At 36.7% G+C, this 17,923-nt stretch carries 15 protein-coding genes; 6 read left to right on the forward strand and 9 right to left on the reverse strand.

All coding sequences use genetic code 11. The features are described 5' to 3' along the window. Positions 1-2 precede the first annotated feature (2 nt). The 6 genes from EsVE80_RS13930 to EsVE80_RS12515 form a co-directional block, all read right to left on the reverse strand. Positions 3-3,860, reverse strand: a complete 3,858-nt coding sequence (locus EsVE80_RS13930) for a collagen binding domain-containing protein (RefSeq protein WP_232061216.1) — start codon at positions 3,858-3,860, stop codon at positions 3-5. Positions 3,861-4,381: 521 nt separating this feature from the next. Continuing rightward, positions 4,382-5,206: a DUF1129 domain-containing protein gene (locus EsVE80_RS12495; protein ID WP_173103985.1), complete on the reverse strand. Its 825-nt coding sequence runs from the start codon at positions 5,204-5,206 to the stop codon at positions 4,382-4,384. Further along, on the reverse strand, positions 5,196-5,540 hold the full coding sequence (locus EsVE80_RS12500; RefSeq protein WP_173103986.1) for a PadR family transcriptional regulator: 345 nt from the start codon (positions 5,538-5,540) through the stop codon (positions 5,196-5,198). The genes EsVE80_RS12495 and EsVE80_RS12500 overlap by 11 nt, the downstream gene beginning before the upstream one ends. Before the next feature lie 242 nt (positions 5,541-5,782). Further along, a complete protein-coding gene (locus tag EsVE80_RS12505; RefSeq protein WP_173103987.1) occupies positions 5,783-6,535 on the reverse strand; it encodes a class I SAM-dependent methyltransferase in 753 nt (250 codons plus the stop codon). 283 nt (positions 6,536-6,818) lie between these two features. After that, positions 6,819-7,127, reverse strand: a complete 309-nt coding sequence (locus EsVE80_RS12510) for a DUF4387 family protein (RefSeq protein WP_173103988.1) — start codon at positions 7,125-7,127, stop codon at positions 6,819-6,821. 21 nt (positions 7,128-7,148) lie between these two features. Continuing rightward, positions 7,149-8,501, reverse strand: coding sequence for an acyclic terpene utilization AtuA family protein (locus tag EsVE80_RS12515; RefSeq protein WP_173103989.1), 1,353 nt, complete (start codon positions 8,499-8,501; stop codon positions 7,149-7,151). Positions 8,502-8,683: 182 nt separating this feature from the next. On the opposite strand from EsVE80_RS12515, the gene EsVE80_RS12520 reads away from it, so the two are divergent. Continuing rightward, entirely contained in the window at positions 8,684-9,592 is a 909-nt protein-coding gene (locus tag EsVE80_RS12520; RefSeq protein ID WP_173103990.1) for a LysR family transcriptional regulator, read from the forward strand. Between the two features lie 379 nt (positions 9,593-9,971). Here the strand turns inward: EsVE80_RS12520 and EsVE80_RS12525 are convergent, their stop codons facing one another. Then, positions 9,972-10,850 carry a LysR family transcriptional regulator gene (locus EsVE80_RS12525; RefSeq protein WP_173103991.1) on the reverse strand — a complete coding sequence of 293 codons (879 nt, stop codon included), beginning with the start codon at positions 10,848-10,850 and terminating at the stop codon, positions 9,972-9,974. A 107-nt stretch (positions 10,851-10,957) separates the two neighbouring features. Between EsVE80_RS12525 and EsVE80_RS12530 the strand changes: the two genes are divergently transcribed. From EsVE80_RS12530 to EsVE80_RS12540, 3 genes are all read left to right on the forward strand, one after another. Next, the gene (locus EsVE80_RS12530; RefSeq protein WP_173103992.1) at positions 10,958-11,533 is read left to right on the forward strand and encodes a DapH/DapD/GlmU-related protein; all 576 of its coding nucleotides are present in this window, start codon (positions 10,958-10,960) and stop codon (positions 11,531-11,533) included. After that, positions 11,526-12,266 (forward strand): SDR family oxidoreductase, encoded by a 741-nt coding sequence (locus EsVE80_RS12535; RefSeq protein WP_173103993.1) that lies wholly within the window; start codon positions 11,526-11,528, stop codon positions 12,264-12,266. Before EsVE80_RS12530 ends, EsVE80_RS12535 begins: the two co-directional genes overlap by 8 nt. Positions 12,267-12,336: 70 nt before the next feature. Then, positions 12,337-12,768, forward strand: a complete 432-nt coding sequence (locus EsVE80_RS12540; protein ID WP_173103994.1) for a cyclophilin-like fold protein — start codon at positions 12,337-12,339, stop codon at positions 12,766-12,768. A gap of 845 nt (positions 12,769-13,613) precedes the next feature. Here the strand turns inward: EsVE80_RS12540 and arsC are convergent. Beyond that, positions 13,614-14,021, reverse strand: a complete 408-nt coding sequence (arsC, locus tag EsVE80_RS12545) for an arsenate reductase (thioredoxin) (RefSeq protein ID WP_002372037.1) — start codon at positions 14,019-14,021, stop codon at positions 13,614-13,616. A gap of 357 nt (positions 14,022-14,378) precedes the next feature. Here arsC and cadC point away from each other — a divergent pair, with 357 nt between their 5' ends. Then, positions 14,379-14,738 (forward strand): Cd(II)-sensing metalloregulatory transcriptional repressor CadC, encoded by a 360-nt coding sequence (cadC, locus tag EsVE80_RS12550; protein WP_002372035.1) that lies wholly within the window; start codon positions 14,379-14,381, stop codon positions 14,736-14,738. Continuing rightward, positions 14,735-16,852 (forward strand): cadmium-translocating P-type ATPase CadA, encoded by a 2,118-nt coding sequence (cadA, locus tag EsVE80_RS12555; RefSeq protein ID WP_173103995.1) that lies wholly within the window; start codon positions 14,735-14,737, stop codon positions 16,850-16,852. The genes cadC and cadA overlap by 4 nt, the downstream gene beginning before the upstream one ends. 221 nt (positions 16,853-17,073) lie before the next feature. Here cadA and EsVE80_RS12560 read toward each other — a convergent pair whose 3' ends face one another. Beyond that, positions 17,074-17,886 (reverse strand): helix-turn-helix domain-containing protein, encoded by an 813-nt coding sequence (locus EsVE80_RS12560; RefSeq protein WP_173103996.1) that lies wholly within the window; start codon positions 17,884-17,886, stop codon positions 17,074-17,076. Between the last annotated feature and the right edge of the window lie 37 nt (positions 17,887-17,923).

Consider the following 17,923-nt stretch of genomic DNA (forward strand, 5'->3'; position numbering starts at 1 on the left):
TTTTATACGACAAAGATATGAGACGTTTCATCACGGACAAAGCCACTTGGGGCAAATACTTCGACAAAGCGGTAAATCCCTGTTTCTAACCCATCAACTTCTAAAATCCCATTTTCATCCGTGCGACTTTGTTGAAGTAAGGGAATCTCTTGCCAAAATGATGATCCTACAATTTTAGAAGTTAATTTTTCTAATCTAAATTGCGCATTTGGTAAAACTGTACCTTGTTCGCCCACTTTTTTCAAAATGACCTTATTAGGTTCGTTTTTAATAATTAATGATGGTGCATCCTCTTCCGTTGTCGCTTCAGTGATTTCGATTGTCTTTCCTGCGGCTAATTCATCTGAAATGGTAAAGCCAGTTGGTGCTTGTGTTTCAACTAATTTATAAGAACCTAGTGGTAAGCCACCAAAAGTAATTTTCCCATCTTCTGTCACGGTGCCTTCGCGTAAAACATGCTCTTTTTTCATATCCAAGAGTTGGAAGTGGGCACCACTTAATGGTGTTTGTCCATCTTCTTTTGTTTTTTGAATGACGATTTTTCCCCGTTTACCAGAAGCATTTCCACCACTATTGTCGACTTGAACGGTAACATCTTGACCATCACTGCCTTCAATAACTTTGGTACCTGTTCCTTTAATTGTTACATTATTGGAGACTTTATCTTGGCTTCCTGTTGTACTTGATAAAATTAAACTTCGATATTCCATATAATAGGCTGTTTCAATATGGGCCATTTTTACTTCTAAGGTTTGCTGGCCTGTTTCATTATCAGTCTTGACTTCAAGAGTATAGTCTTTTCCGGCAACTAGCGGTTTTGTTTTATCCGGCGTAATCGTTCCATCTTCTGCTACTTGCGTTTGATATAAAACTACAGAATCTTCATCTAATACTTGATTAATAGAAGGATGATCCGTAATGACTACATCGTCCAGAGTAGACTGTGCACCATTGATTGTGACGTGCCATAGCACATAATCTGGATCATCTGGATCTTGGAGTCCTTCTTTAGCTAGCGTTTCCCCACCATGATAAACAGATACTTCACCCGTCACTTTGCGGTCATCATTATTATTCTCATAATCTGCTACATTGTCATATTCTTTTGAACCTTCAATTACTTTATCTGCCAATGAAGTTTTAAAGACAATAGCATAGGTGTTAGCGATACCTTCTGGAAAATGAAGACTTAACGTTTGATCATTATCCCCAGTGGGCTCTTTGATTGCTTGCATTTGATTGGTTACTTCATCTTTTTCATTAATATAAACGTTACCATCAGGTTGGGTCTGGGCATTGAAAACTTTTAAACTGCCGTCAACATAACTCTGATTGTCAATAATCTGGTCGGTTAAAGTTGCATTGTGTAACTGGTTATGGCTTAAATTGACAACAATCGTCCAGGTGATTTCTTTGGTAACTGCGTTATAGACCCCACTTTTTTGGGCATTTAAAGTAAACGGATCATGGGGTTTAAATGGTTTTTCATCATCGGAATGATGTTTGCCGCCTTCTTTATCAGTCCAAGTGATTGTTGCATGATTTATAAATGAGTCTGGTCCCGTTTTTCCATCAGGGTCTAAGCCGGTCACATCAAAATTAGTTTTATAATAGATAATAAAACTTTCCGTTGTTTTAGCATACTCCCCTATAAATTTAATGGTGAAGCCAGTTTGTTGACCTGCTTGATTTTTTTGTACGGTTAAGTCGTAATCCTGCTTGGCGAACAATTTTTTACCACTTTTTGTTTCAATCGTTAGATCATATTTTGATTCCGTTAAATGCGATTGAGCAAGGGATAGCCCAGGGATTGGCTGGAATGTATCTGTAATTACCGCATTTTCCATGTAGTAATTATTTTTATTAACTTCTAACTTCCAGATAGCTGTTTTGTTTGCATAGTCGACATTGCCTAAATTTTTGATGATGTTTTGTTGTTGCGCAGTGCCATCATCGCCACCTTCTTGACCGTCACCACCGGTATCCACTACGACTTGGTTATCTACATCGGTGTTCCCTGTCACGAGTGTATTTACCTTCGTTTTATAATCAATCTTAACGGCATAATTAACATCATGGGCAAATTTTAAAACAAATTGATTTTTACTGGTATCATACACAACTTGATAATCAGCAGGGCTGGTAAGTTCTGCGCCAATAATTTCTTTGCCGTTTTTGTCAAAAGTAATTCGATGTAAAACCAGTGAATCAGGTTCAAAGGTTAAGTTTTCACTCATTGTATCAGTTAAAACAGCTTGTTCTTTGCTAATATTTTTTTCGCCGTAATTGTATTTGATTTGCCATGAAAATTCTTGCTTGTCTGAATTGTAGCCTGTCTGTTTTTTTTCTAGTAATTTACCATAGCTATTGGTGACTGTGGCTTTTGCAGTCAAGTCATCTGTCACTTCCTCGCTTGTCAAAGCAGCTTCATTTGTAAAAGATACTTTACCACCTTTATCCGGGATTGCACTTTCTTTAATTGTACTTTGATAGATCAGACGATAGGCATTGTTGGTTTTTCCTTTAATCTTCACATTCCCATTTTGATCAACCGTATACTCACTTGGTGCTAATTGGCGGCTAACTTCTTTTACGGTGCCATCTAAATTCATCACCAATTCATAAACTTTAACTGAATCATAGGCAATACCTTGTGGCCAAGTTTCGGTTATAGTCAAGTTGGTATGTTCTTTCATCGCTTGGTTAATATCCACTGTCCACGCTACTTTGCTAGGATTAGGTGTTTTATCAAAGTGTCCTTGTTTGTCAATTTGCGTTTCTGTTGCTGGTCGTATCGTGACATCGACAGGTGGTAAATTGTCTTCTGTTGGATAATGAATCGTAATGTCTCCTGGTCCATCAATATGATTGGTCTCAAAATGTGTTTCAAAATAAAAATCGCCAGTAATATCACTCGAGTTAACAACATCTTCTGTAAAAGTAAAGCGTACCGTACCGTCTTTTCCTACAACATAATTTGCATACGTGTTACCTTGTGCATCTTTTAACGCCCCTGACATTTCCCGGCTTGGAACTAGTTCAGCTGGTAAGTGAAATTCAAAATAATCACCAGCTTTTATCTTTTGCCGCACTGATTCCGGAATAGCCCAATCATAAGTCATTCGAATCGTTGCATCAGCAGGAATTGGTGGTTCAATCGGTTTGCCATCTTTATCTGTAAAGAAAATCTGACTGTCCGTAATAATGGTCCCTTCTCCATTTGGAAAATAAGTCCGAATATCGTTGGGATTATCTGCTGGCTTCTTATTATCAGTAGCTGCAGGTGCTAAAGCAGAATCAGAGGTATCACTTTCTTTTGTTCCTTCTGATGATTTAGGATTTTCCGTTGTAACACTTTCACTTGTACTTGTTATCTGCGTTGCGGTGTCACTCGACTTTTCTGTACTTTCTGTTGTTGGTGAAGTCGTTGTGCTAGACGTTTGCTCAGCAGCAAACGCAAGTTGTTGACTGCCATATGTAAACGTGATATCAGAACGTAATTGCTGTAACGTGTTGGCCTTCGTCTGTAAGATCAATACATCTTCTTTTTGTGTCTGGCTTTTTGCAAGCGTAATTTTCTTATTTTGATTATCAATGTGTACCGCTGGGACCACACTGCCAGATTGCCACTTTGCATTGGTTAAATCAACATTATCTGAATATTTAATGGTCGCTTCTTTTTCGTTTTTACCTTTGACTGTTAGCAACAACTGATCCCCATCTTGTTGAATTGCTTCCAGCGTCCAATCATTTGTCACTGTCTGTGCAACTGCTACTAAGGGTGTCATTCCTTGCATGAACAAAAGCAACGCCATAAAAAGATACACGATCCGATAGTTATATTTTTGTTTTCCCATCATTTTTTCCCCTTTTAGATAATAATTATTATTATTTTTGAATAATCCTAATCTATTATAGGGAGCACAAACAACCAAAACAAATGGTTTATACCACTTATCACCATTTTTTTATCACTTATTAGATAAGTTTCCGAAGTTTTTGATAAAAGTTTTGAACTATTTTTCAATATACATCTAAAAACGTATCATTTTACTGTCAAGACAGGATATTTTAATTCACAAAAAAGGCGATGCTTATCAATTTAATCGGTCTTAGATTTTTTTGAAAACGTAATATAATTCCTTTAAATATTTTTGTAATCTGGTAAAATTTGAAAATTTTGTTTAGATGAGAATTGTTAGGAAAATCACATGTTACTTAATTTTCTTTTCACAAATAAAAAGTACCGAAAAATGACAAAATAGAATGTATTATACTAAAAAAATAGCGACTCGATCTCTCCAGTCGCTCGTTAATCCTTATATTGTTTTTTCACTTCAAAAATTCACGTAAATTCCCTCAACTTTTTTCTTATTAGCCACTACTTCTTTTGCTTAGAGCTATATCCTAACCAAAACAAGAGAACAAATTGCAAAAACAAGGCTATACACAATGTAACTGCCAAAATAGTCTTCCCTTGTTGCGTGGAGAAATCAAAATAGTGAGAAGAAATGGGTAGTCGAGAAAAGATACCCAAGAATGCACTTGTAGTCAAAACAGGAATCAATGGAAGCCAGATTTTTTTGTTATCTTGTTTTGCTAACAAATAGCCACTAATCAAGGCGACAATCAAAATAGTAGCACTTCCTAAAAAGCCTCCAAAATAAATTTTTAACGGAGTGGAAACAAAAATATTGACTGCTATACCGCCGGCAAATAAAAAACCTATAAAGACCGCTGCCAACAACTTAAAGGATCGTCGCACGTGATACGTGCTTTTTCCGAATACCCACAAAGCAAAAATTGAAAAAGCTCCTACATAAATACTAGTAAGACTGAAAGTTCCCACATCAAAGGGCCTCGTTGGATTGATTAAAGTTGGCAAAATTGAAAATAAGAAATACGCCCCTATGCCATAAGCCACTAGTTTAGCCGTATCCACCACGTTAAAAGGAAGTTGTTGTATTATTTCATCAGCAAATTCTTTTGGTTTTTTGCCAAAATATGCTTCAGCTGTCCTACCATTTTTTTGTGCATCTAAGATGTCTTGTAGAATGCTTAACAACAATTCCTCCGTCTGCTGTTCATCTCGTAAAAAAGCCAGCGTACGAACATAGACCAAAAGATCGCCATAGTATTCTTCATTTACACTTGTTAATTGCGTTTGCAAATTTGCATTTAATTGAATAATTTCTTTAGTCTTCATTTTTTTCATCTCTTTCTATTAAAGCATCTACGTTATTTTTAAGCTGCCTCCATTGTTGAATAAAGCTTGCTTTCTCTTTTTCTCCTGCTTCAGTTAGAAAATAATATTTTCGCTGAGGACCATCAGGAGAAGCTTCCATCCGTCCTTCAATCAATCCTTTTTTTTCCAATGTAAGCAAGAGGGGATAAATTGTTCCTTTGGGGATTTCTGCAAAACCAAAGTCAACTAATTTTTCACTTAATGTATAACCGTACAAAGATTCTTCAGCCAAAAGAATCAAAATACTGCCCGACAGAATTCCTTTTAGCATTTGGGAAGAGTTTTTTTGTGTCATGTTGTCTCCTAACTAACTTGTTTTACAATATAGTCATAGTATAAGACCAACTAACTAGTTTGTAAAGCAAGTTAGCTGATTTTTAATAAAGAAATATTCTCACTATAAAAAAGCTTACAAACTTCATTGTAAGCTTCTGGAAATTTTATCCTACCTCGTGCTTTTTCGTTTTAATAAACTGGGAAGCCTTCAACTTATAATGTTAGCCTCTGCTTTTTAACCAGCCATTGTGGGAATACAGCTTAGAATTTAATTGCTCTTGTTGCAATATACGTTTTAATATTCATATCATGAAGTCTACCAAAGCCATTCGTATCTTCATATAAATCAATCAAAGCAAAACCTGCCTTTAACTGCCCGCCCAGTTGTTCCGTCATATTATGAGAAAATTGCATTCCGGCATCCTCTTTTTGCATAAATGCTCTAGCTTCTTCATCTTTCAAAGGATTAAACGGCATTTTCCAAATAATTTCTTTCTCGTCGTTATCTACAATGTAGTTAATTTCATTATTTAGACCAGATAAAAGTGTCCCACCTTTTTTTAAAACGCGATACGCTTCATCAAAAACATGCTGTACATCTTCTACATAGCAGTTTGAAACAGGATGAAAAATTAAATCAAAAGTCTCATCTGCAAAAGGTAATTTTTTCGTCATATCTCCTTCAATTGCGTTAATTTCATACCCTTCTCTTTTGGCTACCAAATATTCTGATTCAATTTGTTTGGCGGAATAATCCAGAACGGTACACTCACCGCCTACAGCAGTAAAAATTGGCATTTGCTGCCCACCACCAGATGCCAAGCCTAAAATTTTCTTTCCTTGTAACTCTTGCAACCAGTTCTGTGGTACAGCAACAGTTGGCGTCAAGAAAACCTGCCAATGTCCATTTTTGGCATTTACATAATCTTCATGGGTCGTAGGTTTCCCCCATTCCCAGCCGCCTTCAACCCACCTGTCGATTGTTTCTTTGTTTATCTCTTGATAAGATTTCATTTATTTTTCCTCCAGCTATCCAATTTTATTTATTCCTACTATACTATAACGCCATTGTTTTTTCAGATATGACAGACATCATTTTAAAGCATGAGCACAACAAAAAAGACGCTTGCAAAAAGATGCAGAACGTCTTTCATTTCAAACCTAAATTTTGGACCGACCTATTCTTGTCGCAATCATACAAATAGTTTGTGTAAAAAAATACCTTTTTTTAATGCATTTTCGCTAAACAATCACTATAGTACCTGCACATCTAAGGCTAACCTGTAATTTGGCGATGTTATTCACACACAATATCTAATAACGAAACATATTGTTGTCCACCATGCATGTCCCGTTCATTGCGGCTACCTTCAATTGGATTTCGTGGCAAGCTGATTTTGGCAACTTGAATAGCCTCTAGGCAATAGATTTCCAAGTCTTCTGGTTTTACTTGAAAAGATTTTGCAATAAAAATTCGTTCTCTTTCAAATGCAGCTACCACTTTTTTTGTATCGGCTATATTCTGACAAAAAGCATCAATGGTCAGCCAAAAAGGACCTGCATTTTTACTTCGAATATAGCTGACAACATCTTCAACTGTGCTCATTTTTTACTCCACCTTTCTCAGTTAAATCGTCTCATAAACGATACGGCATAATTCCATGGGATCATCTAGTAATACGGTGTGATACAACTTAAATTCATAAATTGCGCCCCGCTCCATTTCTGCCGGTGAAAAAATAAAGGCAAAAGAAGGCATCTGTTTGCCAGCGAACATATTGTAATGAAGTAACAAGGGATTAAAAGCTTTAGCAATTTGTGTGGCTAATTCTTGTGTCTTGGCTGTAACTGTCAACATCATCAATATTTCATTTGGCACATAGTCTTCTGGAACAGCCATTCCTGATACACCATTATAGCCATAAGGACGCAACCAAAAATCATAACTTTCTTTTGAAATCCCAGCTTTTTCTAGTTTTTCTATTCCTGCTTCAGATACTTCATCGATCCATTGCAAAGGTTCATTCATAATTTTGCGATCCCGAATACCCGCCATACTAACTGTTTGAAAACCAGCTATGCCTGCACCTTCTAACTTCATCGTATACGGCAAATATTCAATTGTCGTCCCTTCAACACGCACAGCCGTATCTGAAAGAGCAGAATATTTGGCGTTTTTTGTATCAATGCGAATACCTGGTTCCGTCAGTTGAACGGGATTTGCATTTTCATAAAGTAAATGTGCCGATACGGAATAGGGTGAAACAGTACTTTGTGGCTGGACAGCTCGAATAGTAAACCCTTTATCATCCACTTCCATAAAAACACCGCCTTGTAGACCGGCACTGGTACAGACGCCACCACATTCGACAGTTTTTGCTGCGTGCCAACAAGATGCCGGATCACAGCCTTTTAAAAGTGGATAGGCGGCAATTACTGCCGTGTCAGTTGAACGTCCGCCAATAATAATATCCGCACCATTTTTGAAGGCTTCTTGATAAGGTTCTGCTCCTAGTAAAGCAACAATTGTCTCACATTCGTCAAAAGTCGCTTCAGTAATCACAGGTGCGCCGTGTAGCCCTTGCACTTTATCCTCATGATACTTTTGTTTGATAGTTTTTCGATCTTGTTGTGAATATATCTTGGCAATTTTTTTATGGATACCTGCTTCTTGACAGATTTCAACAATTAATTGGTAAACAGTATCGACGCCTTCATCTGAGCCGCACGTTCCCGCTGTCCCGACAGTCATCGGGATTTTTAACTTGTCTGCCCCTAGTACCATCCGTTTTAAATCTCGCTTCACATCTTCAATAGCATATTTTCCATGACCAGAGCCCAAATAGTACGGCCCCGAATCTGTTGAACCAGCATCACTTGAAATAATATCTGGTTTCATCAAAAGACCTGCTTCAAAGGCTTCTTGCGTACAATTCAATCCTACTGCCCCATAGGGAACAAAGACTTTTACACTTTCCATTATTAATCCCTCCGCAATCCACTGAAAATTTTTGGTTTTGTATAACAGCTGTCCTACTTTACTTTATTATAGATAGCGCATACAATAATGTAAAATGCCATTTTTTATATTTATCTATAACATAAAAGTTATAGATAAAATCACCCACAATTTTCTTACTGCTTTTATTTAGGAGAAATTTTATGATTAATGAAAAACACATTCACTACTTATTAACAGTGGCAAATGAACACAGTATTACAGCCGCTGCCAAGAAACTTTTTATTTCACAACCTGCTCTTAGTCGCTTTATTCGCGAGGTAGAACGCACCATCGGCACCCCTCTTTTCATTCGCGACCGTGGCAATCTCCATCTCACTAAAGCAGGGGAGATTTATCTAAAAGGTTGCCAAGATGTCTGGCACCTCGCACAATCTACCACAAAAGAAATCACAGAATTAACCCATGGTCACACGGGAAAAATTACACTTGGCGTCACGCCATTAACCGGTGAATTTGTCTTTCCTGCAATTTTAGATACATTTTCCCAAGCATTTCCCCACGTTGAATTAACATTGCAAGAAGAGCGGATGAGTGTATTGTATGAGCGGGTAAAAAAAGGCGCGGTCGATATCGCCCTCGTTTACCAAAATCACGACCCTGAATTGACCTTCCATTATATTTATGAAAACCCAATTTATATCCAAGTACCGCCTTCTTTTGCAGTTAAAAATGAAATAAGATCAAAAAAAGAACCCTTTACAGCAATATCTCCCACACAATTAGCCAATCAAGCGATGATTTTATTAAAAAAGGGGCGGGAAATGCGGGAAATTGCAACAAGCTTTTTTGAAAACTTTCAAATTGTGCCTGCCAAAATTTTAGAAACTGAAAATATTCACTTGGCCAGTAATCTTGTCAGCTTAGATAAAGGATTTACCTTTGTTCCCGCGATATTTTGCCGAAAACGCCAACCCACCGATTCTAACTTTTATGTGCAGCTAGACGATTATCCCCTAAAACGCGAACTATTCTGCTGTCACAGAAAAAATGCCTATTTAACTGAAGCAGAGCAATTTTTAATCCGTGAACTTCCTAAAATATTGGCTTAAGGTAAATTGCGGGACGGATTGCAATTCACCGCTACACACATTGCCTATTCAACGTGTGTAGTCGTTTTCCCCGTACTTTACACGTCGCTTTTTGGTCTCTGGATTACTTACGCTACTGCAGTTTGCAACCTAATAATGTGTATTCAGCCAAACGTTTCTTTACCAAAGTAGCTTTGCAAATACCGGATAATACGCATCGTTACGTTGGACGCTTTTAGCTGACACGCTTCACGAGATGAGCATTTTTCGCGTCAGACAGCTTAACATGATGGAGAATCGTTGTCACATGCGCTGGCTAATCAAATAAGAAACCAATTCATACGGTTCTCTCCGATTGTTTTTAGTAATGAAAGCGAGAAAAAAGGGATTAGAAAAAATTTCACCCCTTTCCTCTATTTTGAACTAATAGCTCCAGAAACTTATTGGATACATTTGAAAAAACTTGATTTTTTTTCCAGATTATATTGGTTCGCGCTTCAAGAGGTGGTGAAAATGGAATGAAATTCAACCCACTATTTCTCGTATTTATGATTCCATCGATACACAAAGCAACGATATCACTTTCTTTAACAAGTAATGACGCGTTGTAAAGGAGATTATATGAACCGACAATTTTGAATTTATCCAGATTGCCGCCTAGCCACTCAGACAATTGATTGTCTACTTGAGATTGGCTGGAAATTAATAATCTTTGTGCTTTGAGGTCTGAAGGAGAAACTTTACTTTTTTTTGCTAGTGGATGATACTCGTTTACTAATACACCCCATTGATCAAACTGAGAAAGTGGAAGATAATCGTATTTTTTCTTATCAACAGGATCAATCACCAACCCAAAATCCAATAATCCAGCGTCAACTTTTTCTTTAATGTCATCTGCATTCCCACTATACAAATTGACATTGACCTCAGCGTAGCGTTGCAATAATTGGTTTAGGATTTCCGCAATCCATTGAAATGTTTCTGTTTCTCCGCTACCAATGGAGAGCGTTCCACCAATCACTTTTTCTTTTTTTAAATTTTTTTCAGTACTTTCCACTAACGAAAGAATTTCTTTGCTTCGATTATATAAGTAAATCCCCGCTTCTGTTAACGTGATTTCGCGGTTGCCTCTAGTAAATAATTGCACTCCAAGTTCTTCTTCAAGTTCTTTTAACTGTTTGGATAACGTCGGTTGTGACAAAAACAACGCGTCGGCGGCTTTCGTTATATTTTTTTCCTCTACTACTTTCAAAAAATATTTTATTACTCTTAAATCCATCTTATCCCTCCCATAGTTAAAAGTTATTGGTAGATATAATATATAAGTATTTTTCATCCTAAGTATAGTCAACTACACTTATCTTAACAATGACAGGAGGAGAATTTATGAGGAATGACCTTTTAACAAGTATTCAAAATAAAAAAATTTTTCAAAACTCTGATATTTTCGAAAAGATTCATGAAATAAAGAGCAAAAATGAAGAAACACTTTTTCAACTGAATGCAACGTATCATTCCAATAGCGAGATCTTAAAATATCTGGAAATGACAACTGCACAAAAAATTGATCCCACTGTTTCGATTTCATTACCATTTTTTAGTGATTTTGGTCGCCATATCAAATTTGGAAAGAACATATTTATCAATCAAAATGTGAGTTTTGTCGACTTGGGTGGAATCACAGTCGAAGACCAGGTACTGATTGGTCCGATGAGTCGGCTAATAACAGTAAATCATTTGATTGACCCGGTTGAAAGACGCGGATTATTCGTAAGTCCTATAAAAATAAAAAAGAATGCTTGGATAGGAGCAAACGTCACTATTTTACCTGGCGTAACGATTGGCGAAAATTCAATTGTAGCCGCGGACTCTACCGTTACGAAAGATGTCGCGGATAATGTCATCGTAGCTGGTTCGCCTGCAACCATAAAAAAAGTGATTGGAGAGGAAAAATATGCGTAAATGGAATGAAAAAGTAATTGTCATCATGGGAGCTTCTTCTGGAATCGGAGAAGCAACTGCAAAACTTCTTGCTGCAAAAGGTGCAAAGCTCGTCATTGCTGCAAGAAGAAAAGAGCGAATTGAAGCTCTAGCAAAAAGTTTGGGGGACAACGTATATTCTTGCCAAGCAGATGTAAGAAAGCGTGAACAAGTAAGAAATGTAATCCGTTTTGCCATAGAAAAATTTGGCAGAGTCGATGTATTGTTCAATAATGCAGGAATTATGCCACAAGGCAATTTATCACAACTAGAATTTGACAAATGGTACGAAATGCTAGACATCAATATCATGGGTGTCTTAAATGGAATAGGCGCTGTATTGCCCCTTATGCAAAAACAAAAAAGCGGACTAATTATTACAACCGATTCCGTTGCGGGTCACGTTGTGTACCCCGGTTCAGCCGTTTACAACGGTACTAAATATGCTGTTCGAGCAATTATGGAAGGATTACGTCAAGAAGAAAGAGACAATGGCATTCGTTCCACTATCGTTTCTCCCGGCATGGTCTCTACGGAACTATTTCATACTGTAGGAGATCCAGCGATTGAAACTTCATTACGAACGATTTCTGAAAAACCCGGCAACAGTCTATCACCAGAAGATGTTGCCCGAGCAGTTCTGTATGCAATCGAGCAACCAGACTCGGTCACAATCAGCGAAATTTTATTACGTCCATCCAAGCAAGTGATTTAAAACTGAGACCATGAAATTCTTTTTTAGAGTCGGTTTAACAACCCTTCTCCTATTTTTAATAAGTGGATGTATGAAAGATGAACAGAGGATTGACTACGATGATAAAATTGCCAATAAAGCTACCATCACCAAAAACAGCACAAAAAAATATACAAACGAGGCTTCTGAATTGATCATTTATATGAATCAGAAAAAAGCAATCGTACATTGGGAAAAAAATGAAACAGTGCCTGCGTTATTAGAGGTGTTACCCGCTGATTTCCAAATGGAAGACCTTTATGGAAATGAAAAATATCTACGATTAAGCCGACCAATCCCTTCAAATGAAGTATTCGTCCATCAGATAAAAGCTGGTGATGTCATGCTTTACGGAAATGATACTTTGGTTATTTTCTACAAAGATTTTTCTACACCGTATGCTTATACAAAAATCGGTCACATAGAAGCTATAAAAAAGATGTCGCTTATGAAAGGTGTTCTTCAGGTACATGTTCAGCGGTAGGTGCCGTGCAGGAAGCACTTCATTATTTTTAAATTTAGATAAACGTGAATTATACGAAACTCCATCATCTCTAATTGGTGATTGAGTTTTTTTGATGGAAAAATATTTTTAGTTTAGCTTTCATTTTGTAAAAAAGATATTGCTATAATGAAAAACTTATTTGTTGCAAAAACTTTTTTCAAGCGTAGTAACCAACGACAGGATAAAGAATTGAACATTTTGCTAACGCAAAAAAAGACGCTTCGCAAAGTGAATTGCGAAACGCCTGAAAGTACTGATATGAAACTGTTCTTAACGTTTTGAGATGTGACTCGTACTTATTACAAGTACTTCTATCAATAGAAATCCAATTATATCAACATTACAAACATCTAAAAAACAGTTTGATATGGATAAAATAGGATTAATATTGATATTACTTGAACCAATTTGAACCAAAGATGAATGGTAGTTGAATACAATTTTCTTACTAGTTTATCAATCTTTTTTAGAGTTATTCCTCCCCTCTTATTTATTTGAGACCGTATTGATGGCTGGATAGCTGTCTAATAGGGGTTTCAAGGCCAGAATTAGCTAAGCTACTAGATTCTCGAATAATTGTATAAGCCGGTCACACCTACTTAAATGTGATTGAGAAGGTCAAATATAGGGTCAAAAAATACTCGTCAGTATGTCAGATAGATAAATCCAATTTTACGCCAAAAGCAGATCCTTTTCTCTTAAAATAGTAAGAGCCATCGAAGATTTATGTTTCACTTCGCACGGCTTTTACTTTAATTTTCCAATTTATCAAAAGGACATTTTACGTCTTTTTATCTTTTACCGAGATAGATGACAGTTGCTACTTAATCTAGCAAATTCGCTACACGACTTTTTATATCATCTCTAATTTCTCTGAATTTATTAATGATTTCTTCCTCTGTTCCAGTTGCTTTGGCTGGATCTTCCAAATCCCAATGAACATGCTTAATCCCTTTTGGAATTACTGGACATTTATCTTTGGCATCGCCACATAGCGTAATAATTAGGTCTGCTTGATTAAAATAATCCATATCGATCAAATCAGATGTTTGCGTAGAGATATCTATCCCTTCCTCAGCCATTACTTGAACGGCTCTAGGATTTAACCCATGTTGTTCAATGCCGGCGCTTTTAATTTCAAATTCATCTGTTGGCAAAATCGCTTTCCCATAGCCTTCTGCAATTTGACTACGACAAGAATTGCCTGTACATAAAAAGTAAATTTTTCTCATTATTATTTCCTCCGATATCAGACAATTCTGATGGATTTTGAATGAACCAATTTTTTTGTGCGATTAGATATTTTAACTAACAGTAACATGACTGGCACTTCAACTAAGATGCCAACTGCCGGCGCTTATGTAAAAATATAGATAATCATCTATGTTTTGTCAAATGCTTCTGTCTTTCAGTTCAAATTAATTAGTTTATTATTTGCATTCGATTCAATCTAATTTGAAAATCACTACTTATATAGATGCATCCATACAATCTATATAACTCCTCACATATTCAAATTAAAATTTGATTATTCTATTAATCTATGATACACTACATTCAAATATCCATTAGAATAAAGGAGGAGCTGTATGAAAAACGAAATTTGTGAAATCTCATGTGTTCATGAAGATAAAGTTTTACTAGGAAAAGAAAAGTTACAAACTGAGGATATTTCGAGCTTAAAAAGTGTCTTCAAAATTTTAGCTGATGAGAATCGCTTAAAAATTATCTACGCCCTAAGTTATGAGGATGAATTATGTGTATGTGATATCGCAGCAACTATCGAGGCAACCGTGGCAACAACCTCACACCATTTATTATCATTGAAAAAAAATGGAATTGTTGTGAGTCGGAAAGTAGGGAAATTGGTTTATTACTCTATCAAGAATGATAAATTTGTCCAACTACTAAATTCCAAACTGTATTTAGAAGATGAGGTGCTAGTATGAGTGAAAAAAAACAAGTCTATCGGGTTGAAGGATTGAGCTGTACGAATTGTGCGGCAAAATTCGAAAAAAATGTTTCTCAAATACCAAAGGTTACCGATGCAAAAGTAAATTTCGGTGCCGGAAAAATCTCTATCGAAGGCGAAGCGACTATTGCGGAAATTGAAGCTGCAGGAGCTTTTGAGAATCTTAAAGTTCAGTCCGAACATGATACAGAACCTCGCATTGAAACAAAAGAGCCTTTTGTGAAAAGAAACTGGAACCTATTGGTTTCACTGTTTTTAATTATTTTGGCATTAGGATCTCAAGTAGTTAACGGTGAAGATGCGCTATTAACAGAAGGATTATTTATACTAGCGATTATTATCGGCGGATTTAGTTTGTTTAAAGAAGGATTTTCAGACCTATTAAAATTGAATTTCTCAATGGAATCTCTTATGACAATTGCAATCATTGGTGCTGCAATTATTGGCGAGTGGACTGAGGGCTCAATCGTTGTTATCTTATTTGCAATTAGCGAAGCTTTAGAACGGTTTTCAATGGATAAAGCAAGACAATCAATACGTTCCCTAATGGATATTGCTCCGAAAGAAGCATTAATTAGAAGAAATAATGTTGAACAAATGATTAATGTTTCAAAAATCGAAGTAGGCGATATTATGATCATTAAGCCTGGACAAAAAATTGCTATGGATGGTCAAGTCATTAAAGGCCATTCCTCAGTAAATCAGGCTGCGATTACCGGTGAATCTGTCCCTATTGAAAAAAATATTAATGATGATATCTTTGCAGGAACGATTAATGAAGAAGGTGCACTTGAAGTCAAAGTTACAAAGCATGTGAACGACACGACAATTGCCAAAATTATTCACCTAGTTGAAGAAGCACAAGGTGAACGAGCACCTGCTCAAGCATTTGTCGATAAATTTGCGAAATATTATACACCCACCATTATGGTGATTGCCGCATTAATCGTCATCGTTCCCCCATTATTTTTTAACGGAGATTGGAATACTTGGTTGTATCAAGGGCTCTCTTTATTAGTTGTTGGCTGTCCTTGTTCTTTAGTAATCTCAACACCTGTGTCTATCGTTTCAGCAATTGGAAACTCTGCTAAAAATGGTGTTTTGGTAAAAGGCGGTATTTATCTTGAAGAAATTGGTGGCCTCAAGGCGATTGCCTTTGACAAAACAGGAACATTGACTAAAGGAACACCAACGGTAACAGATTTCACTACAGTTGATTCAAAAGACGAAGAGAAATATTTCTCACTTATTACAGCATTAGAATCATATTCTCAACACCCTCTCGCGTCAGCAATCTTAAAAGAAGCTGATAATAGAGCGATTTCTTATAAATCAGTAGTTGTTGACGAGTTTACTTCAATTACTGGAAAAGGAATACAAGGAAACATTGAGGGGATTACCTATCTTGTAGGGAGTCCAAAGCTTTTTGAATCTATCTTAACAGATAACTCAAAGATTATTGAAAATTACCAAAGACTTCAGCAACAAGGAAAAACAGCAATGCTCTTAGGAACAGATAAACAAATTTTAGCAGTCATTGCAGTAGCTGATGAGTTAAGAGAATCAAGTAAAGCAGTCATTGAAAAATTACATGATTTAGGAATCGAGCATACGATAATGCTGACTGGTGATAATGCTACAACTGCTCAGTCAATCGGAAAACAAACAGGTGTAACTGAAATAAAAGGCGATTTGATGCCTCAAGATAAATTAGATTATATTAAATCACTTAAGGAAACCTATGGAAAAGTCGCCATGGTTGGTGATGGTATTAATGACGCACCAGCATTAGCTGCCTCAACAGTCGGTATCGCAATGGGTGGCGCTGGAACAGATACAGCTTTAGAAACAGCTGATGTAGCTTTAATGGGTGATGACTTACAGAAACTTCCCTTTATAGTTAAATTAAGTCGACAAACATTGAGAATCATTAAGCAAAATATTACCTTCTCATTGGGAATCAAACTATTAGCATTATTACTTGTAGTTCCAGGCTGGTTAACGTTATGGATTGCTATCTTAGCTGATATGGGAGCAACTATATTAGTTACCTTGAACGGCTTACGACTGATGAAAGTTAAATCTAAATAGACAAGTAGTAGCATAAAAAGAGGAAAGACTAGCGACGGCAGCGCCGTATAAGCTAGTCTTTCCTCTTTTTAATGCTGTTGCAGGACGGCGTAGCCGGACTGCATGAATAAAGCCCCCGGTTCTAACAGGGGGCTAACAAAGAACAGGAAACTGTGACAACTACCCATTGGGGAGTGTCCTAGCAGTATTTTCTTTGTCACATGTTTATCAATCTTGTCACCTCATTTTGATGATGGATACGCTGCGTTTAACAGACGTTCTTTCTCGACTTCCATCACGAATGGTAGATAAAGATATCGTTGTTCTAGTAGATATTGATTGTCCTCTGTGTACTGATAAGAAGCGGTTTCTTTTGAATAGACCAACGGGGCAATTCGCACATCCCCGGTTGATTGATTGATCGAGTATAGAAGGATGGCTTTTTCAACAAGTTTCTTGGGCAAATGTTTCCCAAAATAGGAATAGGATTCTTGATTTGCTAAATAGACGAGTAAGCGATCCACACTAAAGTTGGAGAAGGTAAAGGGCATTATGTGCAGAATATGATTTTGATTATCATGTTGTAAATAGAGTTGCGCTTCTTTACCAAAATTAGTTGAACCAAGGTAAAGTTGCTTTTTCTCATCGATACATTGGAAAGTAAACTGGTCTTGTTCGGTTGGTAGAATGAGGTTTGTAATAAAAAATTCAATCATCCGATCCATTTCTTTTTCACTAACAAGACCGGCTTGTTTCATTTCGTCTACTATCAGTCCTTCAATCTTAGGATCAAGCTTACCAGCCTTTTTTTGAAGCATTTCTAAAATGTATTGATTTTCTTGATCACCATACAAAAGATATTCGTTTGTGACATGCCCCACCTCTGCAATTTGGTGAAGGGTTTCGGTTTTTGGAAGGTTAATTCCACGTTCCCAGTTATTGACAGTGCTTCGCGGTAAATCACCAATTAGTTTGCCAAATTTCTCCATACTCAACTTTAACTCTTGGCGAATCTGCCGAATTCGATTGCCCACTGCTTGCTTGTCTATCTCCATGAAAACTCCTCCTCAGGATGAATTCTTAAATTTAGTA

The organism is Enterococcus saigonensis, assembly GCF_011397115.1.
GTDB lineage: Bacteria > Bacillota > Bacilli > Lactobacillales > Enterococcaceae > Enterococcus_C > Enterococcus_C saigonensis.